The 18,952-nt window shown below is 71.3% G+C and carries 12 protein-coding genes and 1 pseudogene; 7 read left to right on the top strand and 6 right to left on the bottom strand.

The window, feature by feature from the left end; translation table 11 throughout:
* The first annotated feature begins 327 nt into the window (after nucleotides 1-327).
* Nucleotides 328-1,215, top strand: a complete 888-nt coding sequence (locus ACWDOP_RS25325) for a LysR family transcriptional regulator (protein ID WP_454204731.1) — start codon at nucleotides 328-330, stop codon at nucleotides 1,213-1,215.
* A 194-nt stretch (nucleotides 1,216-1,409) separates the two neighbouring features.
* Here the strand turns inward: ACWDOP_RS25325 and ACWDOP_RS25320 are convergent, their stop codons facing one another.
* Nucleotides 1,410-2,918 carry an amidase gene (locus tag ACWDOP_RS25320; RefSeq protein ID WP_456347047.1) on the bottom strand — a complete coding sequence of 503 codons (1,509 nt, stop codon included), beginning with the start codon at nucleotides 2,916-2,918 and terminating at the stop codon, nucleotides 1,410-1,412.
* Between the two features lie 1,448 nt (nucleotides 2,919-4,366).
* Here ACWDOP_RS25320 and ACWDOP_RS25315 point away from each other — a divergent pair.
* From ACWDOP_RS25315 to ACWDOP_RS25305, 3 genes and pseudogenes are all read left to right on the top strand, one after another.
* A pseudogene (locus tag ACWDOP_RS25315) lies at nucleotides 4,367-6,217 on the top strand (serine/threonine-protein kinase); the annotation flags it as partial.
* On the top strand, nucleotides 6,214-8,835 hold the full coding sequence (locus tag ACWDOP_RS25310; RefSeq protein WP_456347046.1) for a protein kinase domain-containing protein: 2,622 nt from the start codon (nucleotides 6,214-6,216) through the stop codon (nucleotides 8,833-8,835). The pseudogene ACWDOP_RS25315 and the gene ACWDOP_RS25310, both read left to right, overlap by 4 nt.
* Before the next feature lie 298 nt (nucleotides 8,836-9,133).
* Nucleotides 9,134-9,817, top strand: a complete 684-nt coding sequence (locus ACWDOP_RS25305) for a nucleoside/nucleotide kinase family protein (protein WP_456347045.1) — start codon at nucleotides 9,134-9,136, stop codon at nucleotides 9,815-9,817.
* Here ACWDOP_RS25305 and ACWDOP_RS25300 read toward each other — a convergent pair.
* Entirely contained in the window at nucleotides 9,802-11,133 is a 1,332-nt protein-coding gene (locus ACWDOP_RS25300; RefSeq protein ID WP_456347044.1) for a PfkB family carbohydrate kinase, read from the bottom strand. The two genes, ACWDOP_RS25305 and ACWDOP_RS25300, sit on opposite strands and share 16 nt — an antisense overlap.
* A 52-nt stretch (nucleotides 11,134-11,185) precedes the next feature.
* On the opposite strand from ACWDOP_RS25300, the gene ACWDOP_RS25295 reads away from it, so the two are divergent.
* A complete protein-coding gene (locus ACWDOP_RS25295) occupies nucleotides 11,186-12,622 on the top strand; it encodes a TerD family protein (protein WP_456347043.1) in 1,437 nt (478 codons plus the stop codon).
* A gap of 71 nt (nucleotides 12,623-12,693) precedes the next feature.
* Here ACWDOP_RS25295 and ACWDOP_RS25290 read toward each other — a convergent pair whose 3' ends face one another.
* Nucleotides 12,694-13,533, bottom strand: coding sequence for an SDR family oxidoreductase (locus ACWDOP_RS25290; RefSeq protein ID WP_456347042.1), 840 nt, complete (start codon nucleotides 13,531-13,533; stop codon nucleotides 12,694-12,696).
* On the bottom strand, nucleotides 13,533-15,221 hold the full coding sequence (locus ACWDOP_RS25285) for an aldehyde dehydrogenase family protein (RefSeq protein ID WP_456347041.1): 1,689 nt from the start codon (nucleotides 15,219-15,221) through the stop codon (nucleotides 13,533-13,535). The genes ACWDOP_RS25290 and ACWDOP_RS25285 overlap by 1 nt, the downstream gene beginning before the upstream one ends.
* A 173-nt stretch (nucleotides 15,222-15,394) precedes the next feature.
* On the opposite strand from ACWDOP_RS25285, the gene ACWDOP_RS25280 reads away from it, so the two are divergent.
* A complete protein-coding gene (locus tag ACWDOP_RS25280; RefSeq protein ID WP_456347040.1) occupies nucleotides 15,395-16,678 on the top strand; it encodes a PucR family transcriptional regulator in 1,284 nt (427 codons plus the stop codon).
* Here the strand turns inward: ACWDOP_RS25280 and ACWDOP_RS25275 are convergent.
* On the bottom strand, nucleotides 16,675-16,938 hold the full coding sequence (locus tag ACWDOP_RS25275; protein ID WP_456347039.1) for a DUF2277 domain-containing protein: 264 nt from the start codon (nucleotides 16,936-16,938) through the stop codon (nucleotides 16,675-16,677). The two genes, ACWDOP_RS25280 and ACWDOP_RS25275, sit on opposite strands and share 4 nt — an antisense overlap.
* A gap of 150 nt (nucleotides 16,939-17,088) precedes the next feature.
* Between ACWDOP_RS25275 and ACWDOP_RS25270 the strand changes: the two genes are divergently transcribed.
* A complete protein-coding gene (locus ACWDOP_RS25270; protein ID WP_454204740.1) occupies nucleotides 17,089-17,943 on the top strand; it encodes a DUF1266 domain-containing protein in 855 nt (284 codons plus the stop codon).
* A 56-nt stretch (nucleotides 17,944-17,999) separates the two neighbouring features.
* On the opposite strand, the gene ACWDOP_RS25265 is transcribed toward ACWDOP_RS25270, so the two are convergent.
* On the bottom strand, nucleotides 18,000-18,917 hold the full coding sequence (locus ACWDOP_RS25265) for a hypothetical protein (RefSeq protein ID WP_456347038.1): 918 nt from the start codon (nucleotides 18,915-18,917) through the stop codon (nucleotides 18,000-18,002).
* Between the last annotated feature and the right edge of the window lie 35 nt (nucleotides 18,918-18,952).

Genomic DNA, 18,952 nt, shown 5'->3' with positions numbered 1-18,952 from the left:
CGCCCTTCCTGTGATGAAACTCACGTTCAACGGCCGGCGGCTGTGATCCGGTTTGCCGGGCGGCGTTGCTGGGCGGCGGCGCTCGAGTCGCGCCGGTCGGCGCGGGTGTGTAGCGTGCTGTGTGTTACTGCTGGTCACATGCCCGCATGAAATCCCGCCTCCGCCACGAGCGTGAATGGCCAGGAATTCGCCCTACCGGTTACCGGAATGTTACGGCCTGGCCCTATGCTCTCTGTAACAAACCTGATGGCTGTTTTCTGAGTCGATTTCCGACTTTCGAACCAGATACGGCTGGTAATTCAAGACCGATTCTGATAGCAAGGGGCTATGGACCCGCATTTGCGCGACCTGCGGTATTTCGTCGCCGTCGCTGAGGAACTGCACTTCACCAACGCCGCCCAGCGGCTGCACATCGCACAGCCGACCCTGTCCCGGCAGATTCGGCAGCTCGAACGCCAGCTCGACGTGGTCCTGTTCGACCGCAACCAGCGCAGCGTCGCACTCACTGTCGCGGGCAAGGAACTCCTGGAAGGCGCACGCCGCATCCTGGAGCTGTGGGAAGTCACCAACGTCGCACTGCAGGAGGCGGGTGAGGTGCTGCGCGTCGGCATCCAGTCGTCCATCGGGCGCGGCCTGATCACCGACCTGGAGAGCGCCAGCGGCCACCGGCTCGCCCTGCACTCCGCGTCCTGGACCGACCCGTCCAGCGGGCTGGCCGGGCGCCAGGCCGATCTGGCGCTCATGTGGCTGCCCGTGCCCGACACCGGCCGCTACCGCTGGCAGGTGCTGCGCACCGAACCGCGCTGGGTGCTGCTGCCGGAGAACCACGCGCTCGCGGGTCAGGAGACCATCGAGTTCGCGGATCTGGTGGACGAGCCGTTCATCGCCATGCCCGCCGAAGCCGGTGCGGCCCGCGACTTCTGGCTCGGCGCCGACGCCCGCAACGGCCGCCAGGCCAAGATCGGCGCGGAGGCGGCCACCGCGGAGGAGCGCCTGGAGGCGGTCTCCCTCGGACTGGGTGTCTGCCTGCTCGCCGAGAACAACGTCCCGATGTACCGCTGGCCCGGCCTGACCGCGCGTCCCGTCTCCGGACTGGCGCCGTGCGAACTCGCCGTCGCCTGGCGCGCGGACGACGATCGCCCGACCATCCTCGAATTCGCGGCCCGCGTGCTCGACGGTGGTTTCGCGGTGCGCGTCCCCGCCACCCAGGGCTAGTACCACCGCGGCGGGAATTCTCGCGGGGTACGGGTGCGTCGGCCGCGAGGTCGGTTGCCCGTTCCCGGTGGGTCATCCGCCTCGCGTGAGCAGTGCTCGCTCGCAACGGTTGTGGCCTCGGGTCGGAGGCGATGCCACCGCCGTTCGGCGTGCGAAAAGGGCAGTCCCCTCGGGGACTGCCCTTTTCGTGTCTCTCAGGGGTGGGTGCGGCGCCAGGGGAGGATGGACTCTATCTGCGCGGCCAGGCGCAGCAGGGTCGACTCGCTGCCGGGCGGGCCCGCGAGCTGGGCCGCCAGGGGCATACCGGTGCGCGGATGCACGCCGGTGGGTACCGAGATGGCGGGCCAGCCGACCAGGTTCCACAGCGGCGTGAACGGGGAATAGCTCACGTTCGCAACCACATTGGCGAGCCACGGACGGCGGTGCCAGCGGCCCGCGCGGGGCGGCGAGGTGGCCAGCGTGGGGGTGATGACCACGTCGTAGCGCTCGAACCAGTCGAGCAGGCGGGCCTCGATGCGATCGACCTGCGCGGCGCGCACCAGGCCGCTGCGCAGCGCCAGCGCGCCCAGGGCGACGTGGGTGCGGGTGCGCGGCTGCAGCATCTCCGGGTAGGGAACGGTCGCGGCCTCGCGGGCGGCGTTGGCCACCCAGCGCAGCATGAGCGCGAAAGTCGCGCCCTGATAGGGGAGTTCGGACACCCCGATCGTGTGCCCGGCGCGCGCGGCGGCCGCGGCGGCGCGATCGGCCGCGGTGGTCCAGGCGCGGTCCACCCGGGCCAGGGGCAGCGGCGGCGCGGTGGCCAGTCCGATGCGCAGGGTCGGCGGCGACTCCAGGTCGGCGAGCGCCGCGCGATCGGCGAGGACCGACAGCATGAGCGCGGCATCGGCGACAGTCGTTGCCAGCACGCCGTTTTCGGTCATACCGCCCCAGGAATCCACCCCGACCTCGGCGGGCACCAGCCCGCGCCCGGGCTTGAGCCCGACCACGCCGCAGCAGGCCGCCGGAATGCGCACCGAACCGAGCCCGTCGTTGCCGTGCCCGAGGGTCACCATGCCCGACCCCACCGCCGCTCCGGAGCCGCCGGAGGAGCCGCCCGCGCTGAACCGCTGGTTCCAGGGGCTGCGCGTGATGCCCTCGGTCGAATCGGTGACGCCCCACAGCCCGAGTTCCGGCACGCTGGTGAGCCCGACGACCACCGCGCCCGCCGCGCGCAAACGCCGCACGACCGGGTGATCCGTCGCGGCGGGCAGGCCGTCACCCGCCAGCGAACCGGCGCGGGTGACCTCGCCCGCGACGTCGACGTTGTTCTTCACGACCACCGGCACCCCGGCCAGCGGCAGCATGTCCAGATCCGGCCGATCGGCGAGCGCGCGGGCCTCGGCCAGGGCGGCGTCGGTGCGAATCACGCTGAACGCGTTGACTTTCCGATCTCGGGCGTGAATGCGGTCGAGGGCGTCGCGCACCATCTGCTCGGGGGTGACCGAACCCTGCTGCACGGCGGCGGCGATTCCGGTCGCGGTGGTGGCGTCCACCGGCGGTAGGGGGTCGAGGAAGGGGGAGGAGTCGGGGGCGGGACTCGCCGGATGGGCCTCGGTGCGCGAGAGTGCTTCGTGTTCGATGTTCGCGCCGGTGGAGTCGTCCATATTCATCAGTACCCCGTTCACCGCCGTGCGGTCCGCTAGCGCGGTGCCCTCGTCGTACATGCTGGTGTTCCCCCGTCGTTTCGAGTCGAAATCGGGTGATCCGCTGTGCAGGCGCAAGTTATCATTTCCCGCAATTGCTCGGGGATGATGGTGTCGGGTGTGGCGGGAAATTATCCGCGACAGCAAGAGTTCGACAGTGCGGACGCCGTCCGGCGATGTCCGCGCCGAGCCAGATAGGTGCGGACATGGCTTCAGGTTCCGAGCGCCACCGCGGCCCGCACTCGGCGGGAACGGAATTCAGCGCGGTCGCGGCCTTCACCGCGGCCTGGGGTTCCGGGGCCGGGGCCGATCCGCCGAGCATCTCCGACTACCTGCCCGACGCCAGCACACTGCGCCGGGACGCCCTGCTCGAGCTGATCCGCGTCGATATGCGCCACCGCTGGCTGCGCCGCGCCGCGCCGCATCTGGCGCCCGGCTCCCTCCGTAAGCGCCTGACCGAGTACTGCGCCGAATTTCCCGAGCTCAGCGCCCAGGATCTGCCGCCCGGGCTGGTGTACGAGGAGTTCGTGATCCGCCGGCACAGCGGTGAGCGCGTCGACCCCAGCGAATGTCTGCGTGAGTATCCGGATCAGGCCGTGGAGCTGCGGGAACTGCTCATCGCCGATGACGTGGACCAGAGCACCCGGGCGCCGGGGCTGGACGCGGCCACGCGGGACGCGCCGGAGTCGCCCGGCGACGGTGAGTCCACTCGCGTCGGGACCCCGCCGCGGCGGTTCACCAGCGCCGGCCTTGACGAGTCGACGCGGCTGGGCTCGGTGGACGACGACGGTGAAGCGACCCAGCTGGGTCCCGTGCCCGGTGATGAGGGGGAAGCGACCCAACTCGGCCCCACGCCGGATGACGAGGGCGAGGCGACCCAACTCGGCTCCGCACCCGGCGACGAGGGCGAGGCGACTCGACGCGGTCCCGCGCCCGGTGATGATGCGGGCGAGGCGACCCAACTGGGCCCCGCGCCGGGCGACGAGGGCGAAGCCACCCAACTCGGGCCCGCACAGGATGACGAGGGCGAAGCCACCCGGCGCGGCGTGCCGCCCGGCGTGCGCACCCGGCCCGGGAAATCCCCGGGCGATTCGATTCCGCTGAGCGAACTGTTCGGTGACGCGACCCGGGCGGCAGGGGACCCCTTCGGGGAATCCACGCGCGCCGAGGACTTCTTCGGCGAACTCACCCGCGCCGGGTCCGGGCCGGACGAGTCCGCCCGGGCCCGCGCACTCGACGAATCCACGCGGGCGGGTTCGCTCGACGAGGCCACGCGCGCGGGTCGCGGGCTCGACGAATCAACCCGGGCCGGTTCCGGCCCCGACGCCACCGAGGCCGGCAGCGGGTCGGACGACGCCACGCGCGCCGGGCAGGCGCCCGACGACTCCACCCGCGTACCCGACACGGGCGAGGTGCCGGCCGAGACCCGCGCCACCGGCGGCCTGGCCGCGCCCGCGATGAGCGACCTGCTCGACCGCATCGAAATCGGCCAGAGCATAGACGATTTCGACCTGCTCACCGGGCTGGGCAGCGGCGCGTTCGCGCGCGTGTTCCTGGCCCGCCAGCGATCGCTGCAGCGGCTCGTGGCGGTGAAGATCTCCGCCGACCACGGCACCGAACCACAGACCCTGGCCCAGCTCGACCACGACTACATCGTGCGGGTGTTCGATCAGCGGCTGATCTCGGGGATCCGGTTCGAGTCCGGGCGGCGGCTGCGGCTGCTGTACATGCAGTTCCTGCCCGGCGGCACCCTGCTGGGCGTGCTGCGCTGGGTGCGCGCGACGCCGCTCGCCGAACGCAGCGGGCAACTGCTGCTGGACGCGGTGGACGCGGCCATGGAGGAGAAGGGCGAGATCCGGCCGACCGATTCCAGCGTGCGCGCCGAGATCGCGGGGCTGACGTGGCCGGAGGCCGTCGCGTGGCTGGGCCGCCGGTTGGCCGAGGCGCTGGACTACGCCGACGGGCACGGTGTCCTGCACCGCGACGTCAAGCCCGCGAACATCCTGCTCACCGCCGAGGCGGTGCCCAAACTGGCCGACTTCAACATCAGTTTCGCGCGCAATCTGGAGGACGCCAGCCCGGTCTCGTACTTCGGCGGCTCGCTGTCCTACATGTCGCCCGAGCAGCTCGAGGCCTGTCATCCCGGGCACGCGCACACCGCCGCCGACCTGGACACCCGCGCCGACATCTACTCCCTCGGCGTGGTGCTGTGGGAGCTGCTCACCGGTGCGAAACCGTTCGACGACAGCACCGCCGGTCCCGGCGACCACGGCGACCGCACGACCCTGGAGGCCATGCTCGAACGCCGGCGCGGCGGCGTCGACGCCCCGGCGCTGGAGCGGGTGCCGCAGGACTGTCCGGCCGCGCTGCGCCGGGTCCTGCTGACCTGCCTGGCCCCCGATCGCGAACAGCGCTGGAGCAGCGGCGCGGTGCTGGCCGAGCAGCTGTCGCTGTGTCTGGACCCGCGCGCCCGCGACCTGGTGGATCCGGCGCCGAACAGCTGGCGAATGCGCCTGCGGCCCTGGCTGGTTCCGCTGGTGACCCTCGCGGTCGCGATTCCGAACATCCTGGTCTCGGTGTACAACATCCTGCACAACGACACCCTGATCGTGAGCAGGCTCTCGGCCGAGGCCGAACGCAGCTTCACCCTCACCACCGCCACGGTGAACTCGCTGTTCTATCCGATAGGCATCGCGGTCATCATCTATCTGTGCCGGCTGGTCATCTCGGTGCCGCGGGGGCTGCGCAAGGGCCGCGAGTACGACGCGGAGACGCTGCGGCGGGCCCGCACCGACGTCCTGCTGTGCGGTGAGCGCATCTCCTTCGTGGTGTTCTCGCTCTGGGTGCTGGCGGGCATCACGTTCCCGATCGCGCTACGGCTGGCCACGGGGGAGATACCGGCGCGCGGCATGGTGCACTTCCTGGTGTCACTGGTGGTGTGCGGCGCCATGGCCGTGGCGTATCCGTTCTTCCTGGTCACCTTCTACCTGGTGCGCTGTATCTATCCGATGTTCCTGCGCGAGGGCGTCAGCGCCGACGACGTCGCCCTGCTGCATCGGCTGGGGCGGCGCTGCACGAGTTACCTGGCGGTGGCCGCCTCGGTGCCGCTGCTGGCGGTGGCGGGCGTGACGTTCCTGCCACCGGACGACATCCCGCTGGTGATCGTGGCGGTGCGCGTGCTGAGTGTCGGAGGCATCGCGGCCTTCGTGGTCGTGTACATCATGTTCCGTGCACTGGAAGCGGATCTGCGAGCCCTCGAACGGGTCGGTGTGTCCGTGCGGTCCCCGGAATCGAGGGAGCATGCGGGCAGCCGGGCGTGAGTGAGCACGCGCGGCGCGCCCTGGCCCGTTTCGCGGCCGAGTGGGAATCGCTGCTGCGCGGGCACCGCCGGGAACCGCCGTCGCCGGCGCACTACGTGCCGGACGCGGCCGCGGTGCGGCTCGAGGTGCTGGTCGACCTGGTGCGGGCCGACATCTCCCAGCGGCGCAGGCGCGCGGGCCTGGAGAAGCGGGTCTCGGCCTACCGCACCGAGTTTCCGGAGATCACCGGCAGCCCGGACTACGCGGAGCTGGTGTACGAGGAGTTCCTGGTTCGCGGCCGGTACGGGCCGCTGGACCCGGAGGTCTTCGGCGCCGACTACCCGGAGGTGGCGGGCGAGTTGCGTGAGCGCCTGCGCGCGGGAACCCCGGCCGCGGCCCCCGCGGAGCTGCCCGCCGACATCGCGGTGGGTCGCACGCTGGACGATTTCGATCTGCTCACCGATCTCGGCGGGCAGGCGCACAGCCGGATGTTCCTGGCTCGCCAGCGTTCGATGCAGCGGCTGGTCGCGGTGCGGGTGGACGCGGGCGCCGACAGCGACACCCACACCGTCGCCCAGCTCGAACACGACTACATCGTGCGGGTTTTCGATCAGCGGCTGCTCACCGCCGCGTCCGGGAAGTCGTTGCGGCTGCTGTACATGCAGTACCTGCCCGGCGGCAATGCCGAGGGCGTGCTGCGGTCGCGCCGCGAGCGGGGCGCCGCGGCCGGCGGCGCGGTGCTGCTGGACGCGGTGGACGCGGCCATGGAGTCGCGGGGCGAGATCCGCCCCGCGGGTTCGCGCGTGCGCGCCGAGATCGCGGCCGCGACCTGGCCCGAAACCGTGGCCTGGGTGGGGCGCAGGCTCGCGACGGCCCTGGACCACGCCAATCGGGAAGGCGTGCTGCACCACGATATCCGGCCCGCCAACGTGCTCTTCACCGCCGAGGGCGTGCCGAAGCTCGCGGATTTCGCCCTGGGCCCGCGCTTCTGGAATCCGGCGTCGGCCGGCCTGGACGGGTCGCCGCCGGACCAGCTCGCCGACCTGCGCTGGCGCGCCCCCGAGGCCCTGGCCGCCGCCCTCGACTCGTCCGCGCCCCTCCCCGACACCCGCGCCGACATCTACTCCCTCGGCCTCCTGCTCTGGGAGATGCTCACCGGCGCACCGCCGTTCGAGGATCCGCTGCCGGACGAGGCGGACGCACCCGATGATCGGCCGGGGGCGAATACGCCACCGTCGCCCGGGGAATCCGTCGTTCCCGATGATCGGCATCGTCCCGGCGAGTCGCCTGCCCCCGATGACCGCTCCGGCTCGGCTGCGCCCTCCGGGCCGGCGGATGCGGGCGTGTCCGGCGATCGCTATCGTCCGGATGAGTCGACCGAGCCCGGCGCTCGGCGGCTGCCGGCTGTGCCGCTCGCAGCACCTGATTCGACCGCGCCGGGGTATCTGCCCGGCCCGGACGCGGTGCCTGTGCCGGGGACGCCGAGCCAGGTCGATGACGAGACGTCCGAGAGCGATCCCCGGGCGCGGGATACGAGTGCTGCGCGCGGAAACCACGGTCCGGACGTGGGTTTCGGGCAGCGGGTGATCGCGGGGATGCTGGCGCGGCGGCGGGCGGGGGTGCCGGACAGCGCGCTCGCGGGGTTGCCCGCCGATACGCCGTACGCGCTGCGACGGGTGCTGCTCGAATGCCTGGACCCCGATCCGGACAACCGGCGGTCGAGCGGGGCCGAGCTGGCCGGGCAGTTCGACCTGTGCCTGGACGCGCGGGCGCGCGACCTGGTGGATCCGCCGCGGCGCAGCTGGCGGGCGCGGGCGCGCGGGTGGGCGATTCCGATCGCGGCGCTGTGCCTCGGGCTGCCCAATCTCGTTGCCAGCGTGTACAAGATCCGGCTCAGCGGGAGCCTGATCGGGCAGCACCTGACCGCCGCCGAGCAGCAGACCTACGCCGACACCGTGCTGGTCGCCAACCTCATCGCGTTTCCGCTCGCCGGGCTGCTCCTGCTGTGGCTGGCGCGGCGGCCGCTGACCGTCTCCCATCGGCTCGCGCGCGGGCATCGATTCTCCGACGCCGAACTCGCGCGCGCCCGCGCCGACACCCTGCTGGTGGGCGAGCGCGCGGTGTGGGTGGCGGCGGGCGCCTGGATAGCCTCGGGCCTCGGCTGGCCCACCGCGCTCGTGCTGGCCGGAGTTCAGTTGCCCGACAACGCCCTGGCACAGATCTGGATCGGCCAGCTGGTCTGCGCGGCCATGGCGCTGGCCTACCCGTTCTTCCTGATCACCGTGTATTCGGTGCGCTCGCTGTATCCGCCGCTGCTCACCCACGGCACAGTCGGCCCCGCCGACCGGGACCGGATGCGCCGCCTGGCCCGGCGCAGCAACTGGTATCTCGGTGTGGCCGCGGCGGTTCCGCTGCTCGGCGTCGCCTCCGCGTCGCTGGTCCCGAGCGCCGATCTGGGTCTGGTGATCGACACCGTCCGCTGGCTCAGCGTCGGCGGCGTCCTGGCGTTCGCCGGGAGTTACTGGCTGTCCAGGCTGCTGGAGGCCGATCTGCTGGCGCTGATCCGCGCCATCCCCGCCGAACGGGGGCACACCACGGGTGCGGCCGGCCGGGGCACCCGATCCGCCGACCGGCCATGACCGCACCCGGCCGTGCTCTCCGTACTCTCTCTCGGTCGCGATGACTCGCAACTGACCAAGCCCTCGCTCCGGCAGGCGGTTCCCGCTGTGCACGATGCGCGGGCCACCGCCCGCGTCGGCGTGCGCTGCCACCGCGCCGGCCGAAAGGGCCGGGGCCTCGCACGTGGATCTCCGGCGGGATCGGGTGCGTGATCGTTCGGTGGTGAACCGGTTCGGGTGGATGGCGAAAACCGTTCGGCCGCCGCCGACCTCGTGGTGTCTCGGCCCGAACGCGCAGCGGCGGCAGTAGGGTGCTCGGGTGGCTCGCATCGGCGTCGAAACGACCCTGTCGGAGCTCGCGGCGCGCCTGCGACGGCACGCGGACGGACATTCCGGAAGATTCATCCTCGGTATCGCGGGGCCGCCCGGCGCGGGCAAATCGACGCTGGCGCGCGGGGTGCGCGACGAACTGAACCTGGCCGCGGGCGCCGAGCTGGCCGAGGTCGCCCCGATGGACGGGTTCCACCTCAGCAACGCGCGGCTGCGCGCGACGGGCGATCTGGCGCGCAAGGGCGAGCCCGACACCTTCGACGCCGCAGCGTATGTCGCGTGCCTCCGCGCGCTGCGCGAGACGCCGCCCGGCCGCCCGGTGCCCTGGCCGACCTACTCCCGCGAGCTGCACGAGCCGGTGCCCGGCGGCGTCGTCTTCGACGCCCACCCGATCATCGTCACCGAGGGCAACTACCTGCTGCTCGAGGACAGCGCCGCCCCCGGCTGGTCCGCGGTGCGCCCGCTGCTCGACGAGACCTGGTACCTGGACGTGCCCCGGCCCGTCATCGAACAGCGCTTGGTACGCCGCCACATTCGCGGCGGCCGTAGCCCGGAGGACGCGAAAACCAAAGTGGCGCAGAGCGATCTGCTCAACGCCCGCCTGGTCGAGTCCACCCGCGCCCGCGCCGACCTGGTCCTGCGCAAGTCCGGCCGCAACTACAAGATCGTCTGACCGCCCATCCACTCCCGCGTGCCCACCGACGCGCACGACAGCGCCGCCGCCTCCGCCGCGTGCCGCAAGGCCACCGGGAACACCTCCCCGAGCGCGTGGAAATAACAGAACGCGCCGTGCAGGATGTCGCCGGCCCCCAGCGTGTCCACCGCGGCGACCGCCGGAACCGGTACTTCCCCACGCGCGCAGGCGATGTCGCCACTCGGTCCGGGACCGTACCCGGACTCGCTCGCGCCGTCATGGAGGTTCCGGGCGTCGTCGACCGGCTCGCCGCCTTGCCGACCCGGACCGGGCCGGTCACCCCGCACGCCTCGGCCGACGAGATGCGCCGGGCCCGGGCCGCTTTCGCCACGGCCGACCGCCCCGGCGGGCGCGCGGTCCCGAGCGGGCGAACCGCCTCCGGCCTCGCCGGCCCGGGTCACCAGCTCGCCGGAGGCCGCACCGGGTGACCCCACCCCCGTGCCCGGCCGGGCACGGGGGAAGGCGGCGGATTCGCCGTCGCGGGCGAAGGTGACGCCGGTCGCCCATGCGCCCGGGTCCCGGAACGAATAGCGAATGGCGGCAGCGCCGTTGGTGACGGCCGCGTGGGTCGGCCCGGCGGCGTGCAGGAAGTCGAAGACCGCGTCGGGCGAACCGGCGGGCACGCCGGGCGGCGCGAAAGCCGCCGAGCAGATCGCGATATCGACCAGCGGCAGCAGCTCGGCGTGCACGGGCCGCCAGCGTCCGGCGTCGAGCACCACGGGGACACCCGCCGCGCGGGCGGCCGCTGCGATCCGCAGCGCGGGTTCGGCGTAGTGGCCGTCCACCAGAACGATCGCGGCGTTCCCGAGCAGTTCGGCCGCCGCGACGTCGGAGCCCCGACCGTTGGGCACGGCGAATTCCGGTTGTGCGACAGGTCCGGCCGATGCCGTGGCTCCCGAGGCGTCCCGTCCGCCCGCGACATCGGGCAGCCGCGGTTCGATCCTGGAACCGTCCAGGGACACGATCGTCCGGGTCGCGGACCCGGTCGCCACCACGATCGAGGAGACCGGGGGCTGGGTCGTCGCGGCCGGGGTCAGGTCGACGACGGTGACGCCGTAGCGGCGCAGGTCGTCGCGAATCGGTTCGGCCAGTGGATGTTCGCCCAGAGCCGTGATCAGGTCGGGGGAGCGGCCGGACACGTGGGCGTACGCCACCGCGGCGTTGGCGGCGGGGCCGCCCGCGCCGAGGAAGAGCTCGTCGGCCCGGGTCTTGGTGTCCTCGGCCGGGTACCGCTCGACGGTGTAGGCGAGATCGAGAGTCGCGAGTCCGACGAAGACGGCGCCGTTTACTTCCATGCCGCCGACCCTACGGCGCTACCGTGGAGGGAACGGGGAGGTAAGGCGAGCAATGGAATTGACCAAGGGCGCCAACGCGCCGCTCACGACGGACGAGGTCGTCGTCGAGGTGAACGCCTCGACCGAGGTGGATGTGGCCGCGCTGCTGCTGACCACCGCCGGCAAGGTCCGCTCCGACCACGACTTCATCTTCTACAACCAGCCGCGCGGCCCGGGCGTCACCGTGCAGCCGCCCAACCGGATTCGCATCGCCACCCGCGAGGTGCCCGCGGACATCGACAAGATCGTGGTCACGGCCAGCCTGGACGGCAGCGGCCCGCCGAACTGGGGCCGGGCCGGGCGACTGCAGCTGGCCCTTGTCGACCCGCAGCGCCGCACCACCCTCGTCACGTTCACCCCCTCGGACCTGAGTACCGAGACCGCGGTGGTCGGACTGGAAATCTATCGGCGACAGGGCAGTTGGAAGGTGCGCGCCGTCGGCCAGGGCTACGCCGACGGCCTGGCGGGCATCGCCACCGACTTCGGCATCACCGTGGACGACGCCCCGCAGCCCCCACCGCAGGCGAGCCCGTACCCGCCGCCCGCGAACCAGTACCCGCCCACCGCGCCGTTCCCCGCGACCGCGCCGTTCCCGCAGCAGTCCTATCCGCCGCCGCAGCAGCCGTACGCGCCCCCGCAACAGCCGTACGCGGCTCCGTCCCAGCCGTATTCGCCGCCGCCCGCCTACCCGCCGCCGCAGCAGTACCCGCCGCAGTCGTATCCGCCACCCGCCCAGCCGGCGTACCCGCCCCCGACCCAGCCCGCTTACCCGCCACAGCAGCCGTATTCAGCACCCCCGCAGCAGCATTCGCCCACCCCGGGTTACCCGCAGCAGCCCGCGCCCCGCTTCGGCGAGGCCACCGTCAGCCTGGACAAGGGCAAGGTCGTCTCGCTCAGCAAGAACGAGACCGTCTCCCTCACCAAGGGCGGCGTCGCCACCCTGACGCGGGTGCGCATGGGCCTGGGCTGGGATCCCGCCAAACGCGGCAAATCCATCGACCTGGACGCCTCGGTGGTCGCCTACGACACCCGCGGCAAGAAGCTCGGCAAGGTCTGGTTCGTCAACCTGAGCGAATTCCGCGGCGCCATCAAACATTCCGGCGACAACCTCACCGGTGACGGGGACGGCGACGACGAGGTCATCACCGTCGACCTGCCCGCCCTGCCGGGCAACGTGTACGCCCTGCTCTTCACCGTCAACTCGTACTCCGGCCAGAAGTTCGATCAGATCTCCCGCGCCTTCTGCCGGCTCGTCGACGACTACACCGGCGCCGAACTCGTGCGCTTCGAACTCTCGCGCGGCGACCGCCGCACCGGACTGTTCATGTGCATGCTCACCCGCGCCGCCACCGGCTGGAACATGACCGCCCTCGGCGACTACGGCGACGGCGCGACCGTCAACGCCATGGTCGATCCGGGCAAGCGATTCGTCCTGGCGACAGTGCATTAGGGCCACCGACCGCTGACGGCGCGAGGGCCGGAACCGAATTCGGTCCCGGCCCTCGCCCTCGGCTCCGCGCGTCAGCTGCCGTTGCCGCGCACCCGCGACTCGTACGCCTTGCGCGCCGCGGAATCCACGTCGTCCAGGAACGCGCTCTGCGCACCCAGCGCGCGCCCGAGCGCGTCACCCCACGACTCCGGCAGCAGTCCGACGACCTGGGAGATCGCGCCCGCGACCGCGGTGACCCGCACCTTGGATCGCGGCTCGACGATCACCTTGGCGATGGCGTCCGCGATCTCCTCCGGCTCGGCCGGCCGCAGCACCTTGGGCGGATTGACCCCCGACCCGAGCTCGGTCTTGGTCAGCGTCGGCAGGATCGAGGAGAACCGCACCCCCGTGCCCCGGTACTCCTCGCGCAGGGTGTCGGTGAACCCGAGCACCGCGTGCTTGGACGCGTTGTAGGTGGCCAGACCCGGGATGTGGGTCTCCCCGGCCAGCGACGCGATATTGATGACGTGCCCGCTCCCGCGCGGCAGCATGCGCGCGATCGCCAGCTTGGACCCCAGGATCACCCCGTACACGTTGATGTCCAGAATCCTGCGGGTGATCACGTCGGACTCGTCCACGAGCCGGCCCGTGGGCATGATCCCGGCGTTGTTGATCAGCACGTCGATCGGCCCGAGCTGCTTCTCGACCTCGTCCAGGAACGCCTCGAACGACTGCTGATCGGTGACGTCCAGCCGCCCGAACACCTCGAACCCGCGGGTGGTGCCGGACTCCTTGACCGTCACCTCGTCCACGTCGCCGATGGCGATCTTCGCCCCGAGCGCCTGCAACGCCGTCGCGGTCGCCAGCCCGATGCCGCGCGCGCCACCGGTGATGACGACGACCTTGCCCCTGATCGCACCGAAGCCGGTCATCACTTGGTCCCCTTCACCGTGTCGAAAACCGCCTGCACGCTCAGCCGCCGCACACCGCGCGCACCCGCGGCCCGCATGGCCGACAGCGCGATGCCCAGCTTGGTGGTGTTGTACGGGAACCACAGCAGCTCTTTGGTCTGCGTCGGCAGGATCGGCTTGGTGATGGCCTGCTGCCGGCAGTACTTGCGCACCCCGTTCTCGCCGCCCCAGCGCGCGCCCACACCCGAGAGCCCCCAGCCGCCCATGGGCAGCGCGAAGCTGAACATGTTGGAGAACACGTCGTTGATGTTCACCGCGCCCGCGTTCAGTTGGCGCGCAACGCGTTCGGCGCGATCCTTGTCCCCGCTCCACACCGACGCGGACAGGCCGTAGATCGAATCATTGGCCAGCCGAACGGCTTCCGCCTCGTCGGCCACCTTCATGACCGGCACCGTCGGGCCGAAGGTCTCCTCGGTCATGCAGGTCATGGTGTGGTCGACGTCGGCCAGCACGGTCGGCTCGAACAGCGTGCCGACGCCCGTGCGCTTGCCGCCGGTGAGCACCCGCGCACCCTGCTTCACGGCCTCCTCGACGTGCCGCTGCACGATCTGCGCCTGGTTCTCGTTGGCCAGCGCGCCCATGTCGTACTTGGGCTCGCGCCCGTCCACGCCCTGGCGCACCTCGTTCACCGCGGCGGTCAGCTTCTTCAGGAACTCTTCGTAGACAGGCGCTTCCACGTACACGCGCTCCACCGAGATGCACACCTGCCCGGCGTTGAACAGGCCGCCGAACGCGATGCCCGCCGCGGCGCGATCCAGATCGGCGTCGGCCAGCACGATGGCCGGATCCTTGCCGCCCAGCTCCAGGCTGTACGGAATCATGCGCTCGGTGCAGGCGGCCGCGATCTTGCGGCCGGTCGGGGTGGAACCGGTGAACTGGATGTAATCCGCGTTCTCCACCACCGCCGCGCCGGTCGCGCCCGCGCCGGTGACGATGTCGAAGACCGGCGGCGCGCCGATCTCGCGCCAGCCGCGCACCAGCTCGAGCGCCGACAGCGGGGTCACCTCGGACGGCTTGAGGATGACGGCCGCGCCCGCCGCCAGCGCCGGGATCACGTCGATGACGGGCATGGCGAGCGGGAAGTTCCACGGGGTGATGACCCCGACGACCGGGTACGGGCGGAAGACGCGGGTCAGCGTCTTCACCCGGGCCAGCGGGCTGTGCGGCGACGGATGTTCGTCCGCGAGGAATTTCGCGGCCCGGCGGGCGTAGTAGCCGGTGAGGTCGACCGAGAAGGCCGGGTCGATGAGCGCGTCGACGCGCGCCTTCCCGGTCTCGGACTGCAGCACGTCGGCCAGGTGATCGGTGTTGTCCACCAACCAGTCCTGCAGCTTCAGCAGCCATTCCTTGCGGCCGTCGGGGCCGATGGCCTCCCATTCGGCCTGGTGCACGCGCAGTTCCCGGACCTTGGCCGCCACGGTCTCGGCCGAATCGATCGGGACCGTGCCCGCGAGCGCGCCGGTCGCGGGATTGCGCACCTCGAGCTCGGTGGGCGCGGGCGCGGCGACGGTCACGGGCTCGGCGCTCTCGGGCGCGGGCGCCGCCTTGGTGGCCTTGGCCGCGGGCGCCGCCTTCGCGGTCTTGGCCGCGGCGGGCTTGCGCGCCGCGCTCTTGCGGGGCGTACCCGCGGCGGATTCGGTATTGGTCACGATGTGCTCTCCCACGTGCGCTGCGTTGCGAAGGGTGCGTGCTGGGTGGGCTGTGTGCGACAGCTCACTGAACTATGATCGTGACACAATTCGACCGGCACATTCTTGGCCAATGAGCTCAAGACTCACGACCGACTTTGTGCTCCGAGTACAAAACCGGAGGTTGGGCCGTGGTGACCGGACCCATTGCCGGGCCCACCGGCCCGATCGTCGGCCCCGCCGACCCCGTCATTCGCGAGTGGATCGCCGATTTCGTGGCCGAGACCCTGCGCGCGGACACCCTCGAACAGGTCGTCACCCGCCTCGACAACGCCATCATCGCCCGCATCCCCGAGCTGCGCGATCGCGATATGCGCCGCGACCTGACCGCCAGCAGCCGAGCGCACGCCCTCGAGGTGCTCAGCGGACTCACCCAGGACCGGTTCGACTATCCGGTGCCCGCCGACGCGCACGCGTTCGCCCGCACCATCGCCCGCCGCGGCTTCGACGTGCGTCTGCTGCTGCGGGTCTACCACCTCGGCCAGGAGGCGGTCATCGACTACATGGCCGAGGTCATCGACCAGCGCCAGCTCCCGCAGGACATCGAACGCTCGCTGCTGCTGCGGCTGTTCGACCGCACCACCCGCTGGGTGAGCACCTCGATCGAACAGCTCACCGACACCTACATGGAGGAGCGCGAGCGCGGACTGCGCGCGGCCCTGAACCAGCGCGCCGACATCGTGGCCGCGTTGCTGGCCGGCTCGGAACTCGATGCCGAGAACGCCTCGGCCCGGCTCGGTTATCGCCTCGCACAGCGGCATCTGGCCCTGGTGCTGTGGATCGAGGACGATTCGGCGGTGACCCGCTTCGACGGTGACGACGACGCCGCGGGGCTGCTGGACCGGGTGGCGGCGCGCTGCGCGAGCACGCTGGGCAACGGCAGCCTGCTCACCGTGCCCGCCGGCGCCACGGCACTGTGGGCCTGGATCGGCGTGGACGAGGAGCCGGGGGAGTTCCGCACGCCGGCCTGGCCGGTCGAGGCGCCCGTGCGGGTGGCGGTGGGTGAACCCGCGACCCAGGTCGCCGGATTCCGGACCGGGCATCGCGAGGCGGTCGCGGCGCGCCAGGTCGCGGAGCGCGCGCGGGCGGGCACGGCCCGCGTGCTGCACTACCCCGAGGTCGAGGTGGCCTATCTGGCCGGGGGCGACGAGACCGCCATGCGGGCGCTCATCGACCGGGAATTGGGGGCGCTGGCGGACCCGGGCCCGCATTCGGCGCGATTACGCGAAACACTGCACGCCTACCTGCGCGCGCGCCGCAGTCCGGACGCGGCCGCGAAAATGCTCGGCGTGCACAAGAACACCGTGCGCTATCGAATTCAGCGCATCGAGGAACTGCTCGGCCATCCCATCGATCAGCGCGGGCCGAAGCTGGAAATCGCCCTCGACTGTGTGGCCGTGTACGGCGTCCGGGATTAGTCGGTCGCGCGCGCCGCACGCCGTCGCGGCGTTGGCTCGTCGCTTGCCGCCGCCTGCGCTCGCGGATCGGGCAACTCCGCCAGCAGTTGCGTGGTCGCCGCCGCGATGGCCTCGACCGCCTTGTCGACCGCGGGCTTGGTCGCCGTCGTCAATCCCGAGACGCCACTGACCTTGCGCACGAACTCCTGTGCCGCCGCGTAGATTTCTTGATCCGTGGCGGCCGGTTCCAGCCCGCGCAGGATGGTGATGTACCCACTCATGGCGCCGAGACTAGTGCCCGATTTCCTTGTGTGACAGGTCGAAAACCGGCGATAGCTCTCATGTCACCTGAATGCGGCACTCGGGCGCCCCGCCACACTGCTATCCGCGAATGCGCAGCCACTCCAAGATCGATGAGACACAATCGGGGTATGCCCGCCCGCGACGTGCCAACGCTGACGACATTCCCCTACCCGGAGCTCGACCAGCGCGAGGACGACCACTGGTCCGGTGCGCAGGTCTCCGACGACGAACTGCGCGCCCTGGCGCTCGGCGGCTTCTACTCCACACGCTGGGACGCCTTCCACGATGCCCTGCTCCTGGGGCCCGAGCGCGAGCATCCACTCGGTGATCGCCGTGAGCTGGCCATCGACACCCTCACCGGCGCGTGGGGTATCACCGATGGCACCGAGGCCATGGCATCCATGGAGCAACTGCTCGAGGGGATGCACTCCCCGCTCTACGCGCTCGTGCACCCGCTCGTCATGGCCGGCATCAACTCCCCTGAACGGGACCGCTTCGGCGAACGCGCCGACCGGCACCGCGCCTTCCTGCGCCAGGTCGGCTCCTTCCGGGGGATGGAGAACACCGAGGCCCTGGTTCGTGACTACGACATCTGGGCCCAGGCCATCAAACTCGGGCTCACCGACCACCTGGTCCGCCCGCTCCCCACCGACATCCAGGCCTGGGATCTGGCGCGCGTGGTGGCGGTGGCCCGCATGGCCTACACGGCCGGCTACCTCGAAGCCGACGTCGCCTGGGATTACCTCATGCGCGCCCTGCCGCTGGCGCAGCGCAAATATCGCAATTGGCGCCAGTTCGGTGACGCCTATCTGGCCGGCTGGACCTACTGGCAGGCGTGCGAGGATCTGGCCGAGCTCAAATCCGGCGGCGTGGATCGGCGAATGGAACTGCTGCGACTGTGGATGCGCCCGAGTAGTCCGTGGCGGCGTATCGAACTGCAGCCCGATGCCCTCCCGGAGCCGGAAGCCGAAGCCGCCGAATAACTTTCGCGCACGCACGCCCCGGGGGCCGCATGCCCCCGGGGTCGGCGCGCGGGAACTCAGTCCGGCAGTGAGCGCAGAATTCCACGCCCGTAACGCTGGAATTGCGCGTCGTCGACCATTCCGAGCGAATGGCGCTCCACCAGCAATTCCCATTCGGAGTACAGCTTGGCGACGCCGGGATCGGCGGGACCGGCCGCCCCGTCGGCGGATTCACGCTGCACCGCGAAATTCAGCGCGCCGGTGATGCGCTCGGTGTCCGCGCGATCCGTGCCGGTGAAATACCAGGTCTGATTACCGTCGTTGACCTCGACGCCGTATTCGCCGGGACTTCCCGAATCATCGGTGCTGCGCGCCCACAACAGGCACGCCACGGGTAGTTCGTGCGCGAACTTCCGGGTCGCGCCGGTGGATATGAAGATCATGCGGGTGGTCGTGACCGCAAGCAGCCCAGCGCCTTTCGCGGCGGGCGGGCGGCCGGTGACCACGGCCGTCTCCAGCACGTATTCGTCGGGGGTGACGTAGCGGTGCAGGGCGGCCACCGCGGACTTGGTGTCGCGCTTGGGCGCCATGCGGCGCACCGCGCGATCCACATCGGCGCGGACGGGACCGGTGCGGCCCCAGGAGGGAGCGGGCGGGCTCAGATCGGGGGCCGCCACGTCCAGGCGCTGGGTGGCCAGGATCTGATTGTTGATGCGTTCGACGATGACGGTGGCGGGCGGCACATCGTGTTCGGCGATGAGCACCGGCAGGGGCGTCCGGTCGGCCGGGACGCCGGTCAGGACCGGGGTGGGGTAGCGGAGGTAGATCTCGATGACGACCGCGTCGTCGGCGCGCCGGTTCAACCGCACCTTGAGGAGTTCGCCGATCGGGACGTCGAGAACGCGCTCGCCGTCGGTTCCGGGGCGCAGCACCGTCAGTCGCCCGTTGCCGTGCCGCACTATCGCTGTGGGTGTCCGTAGCTCGACTATGTCCATACCCCCTGCGCTCTGTTGTGTCGTCGCTCACGATA

The sequence above is a fragment of the Nocardia sp. NPDC003693 genome, assembly GCF_053981095.1.
Note: the sequence above shows the minus strand (reverse complement) of the source record. Positions and strands in the feature narration are given on the sequence as shown.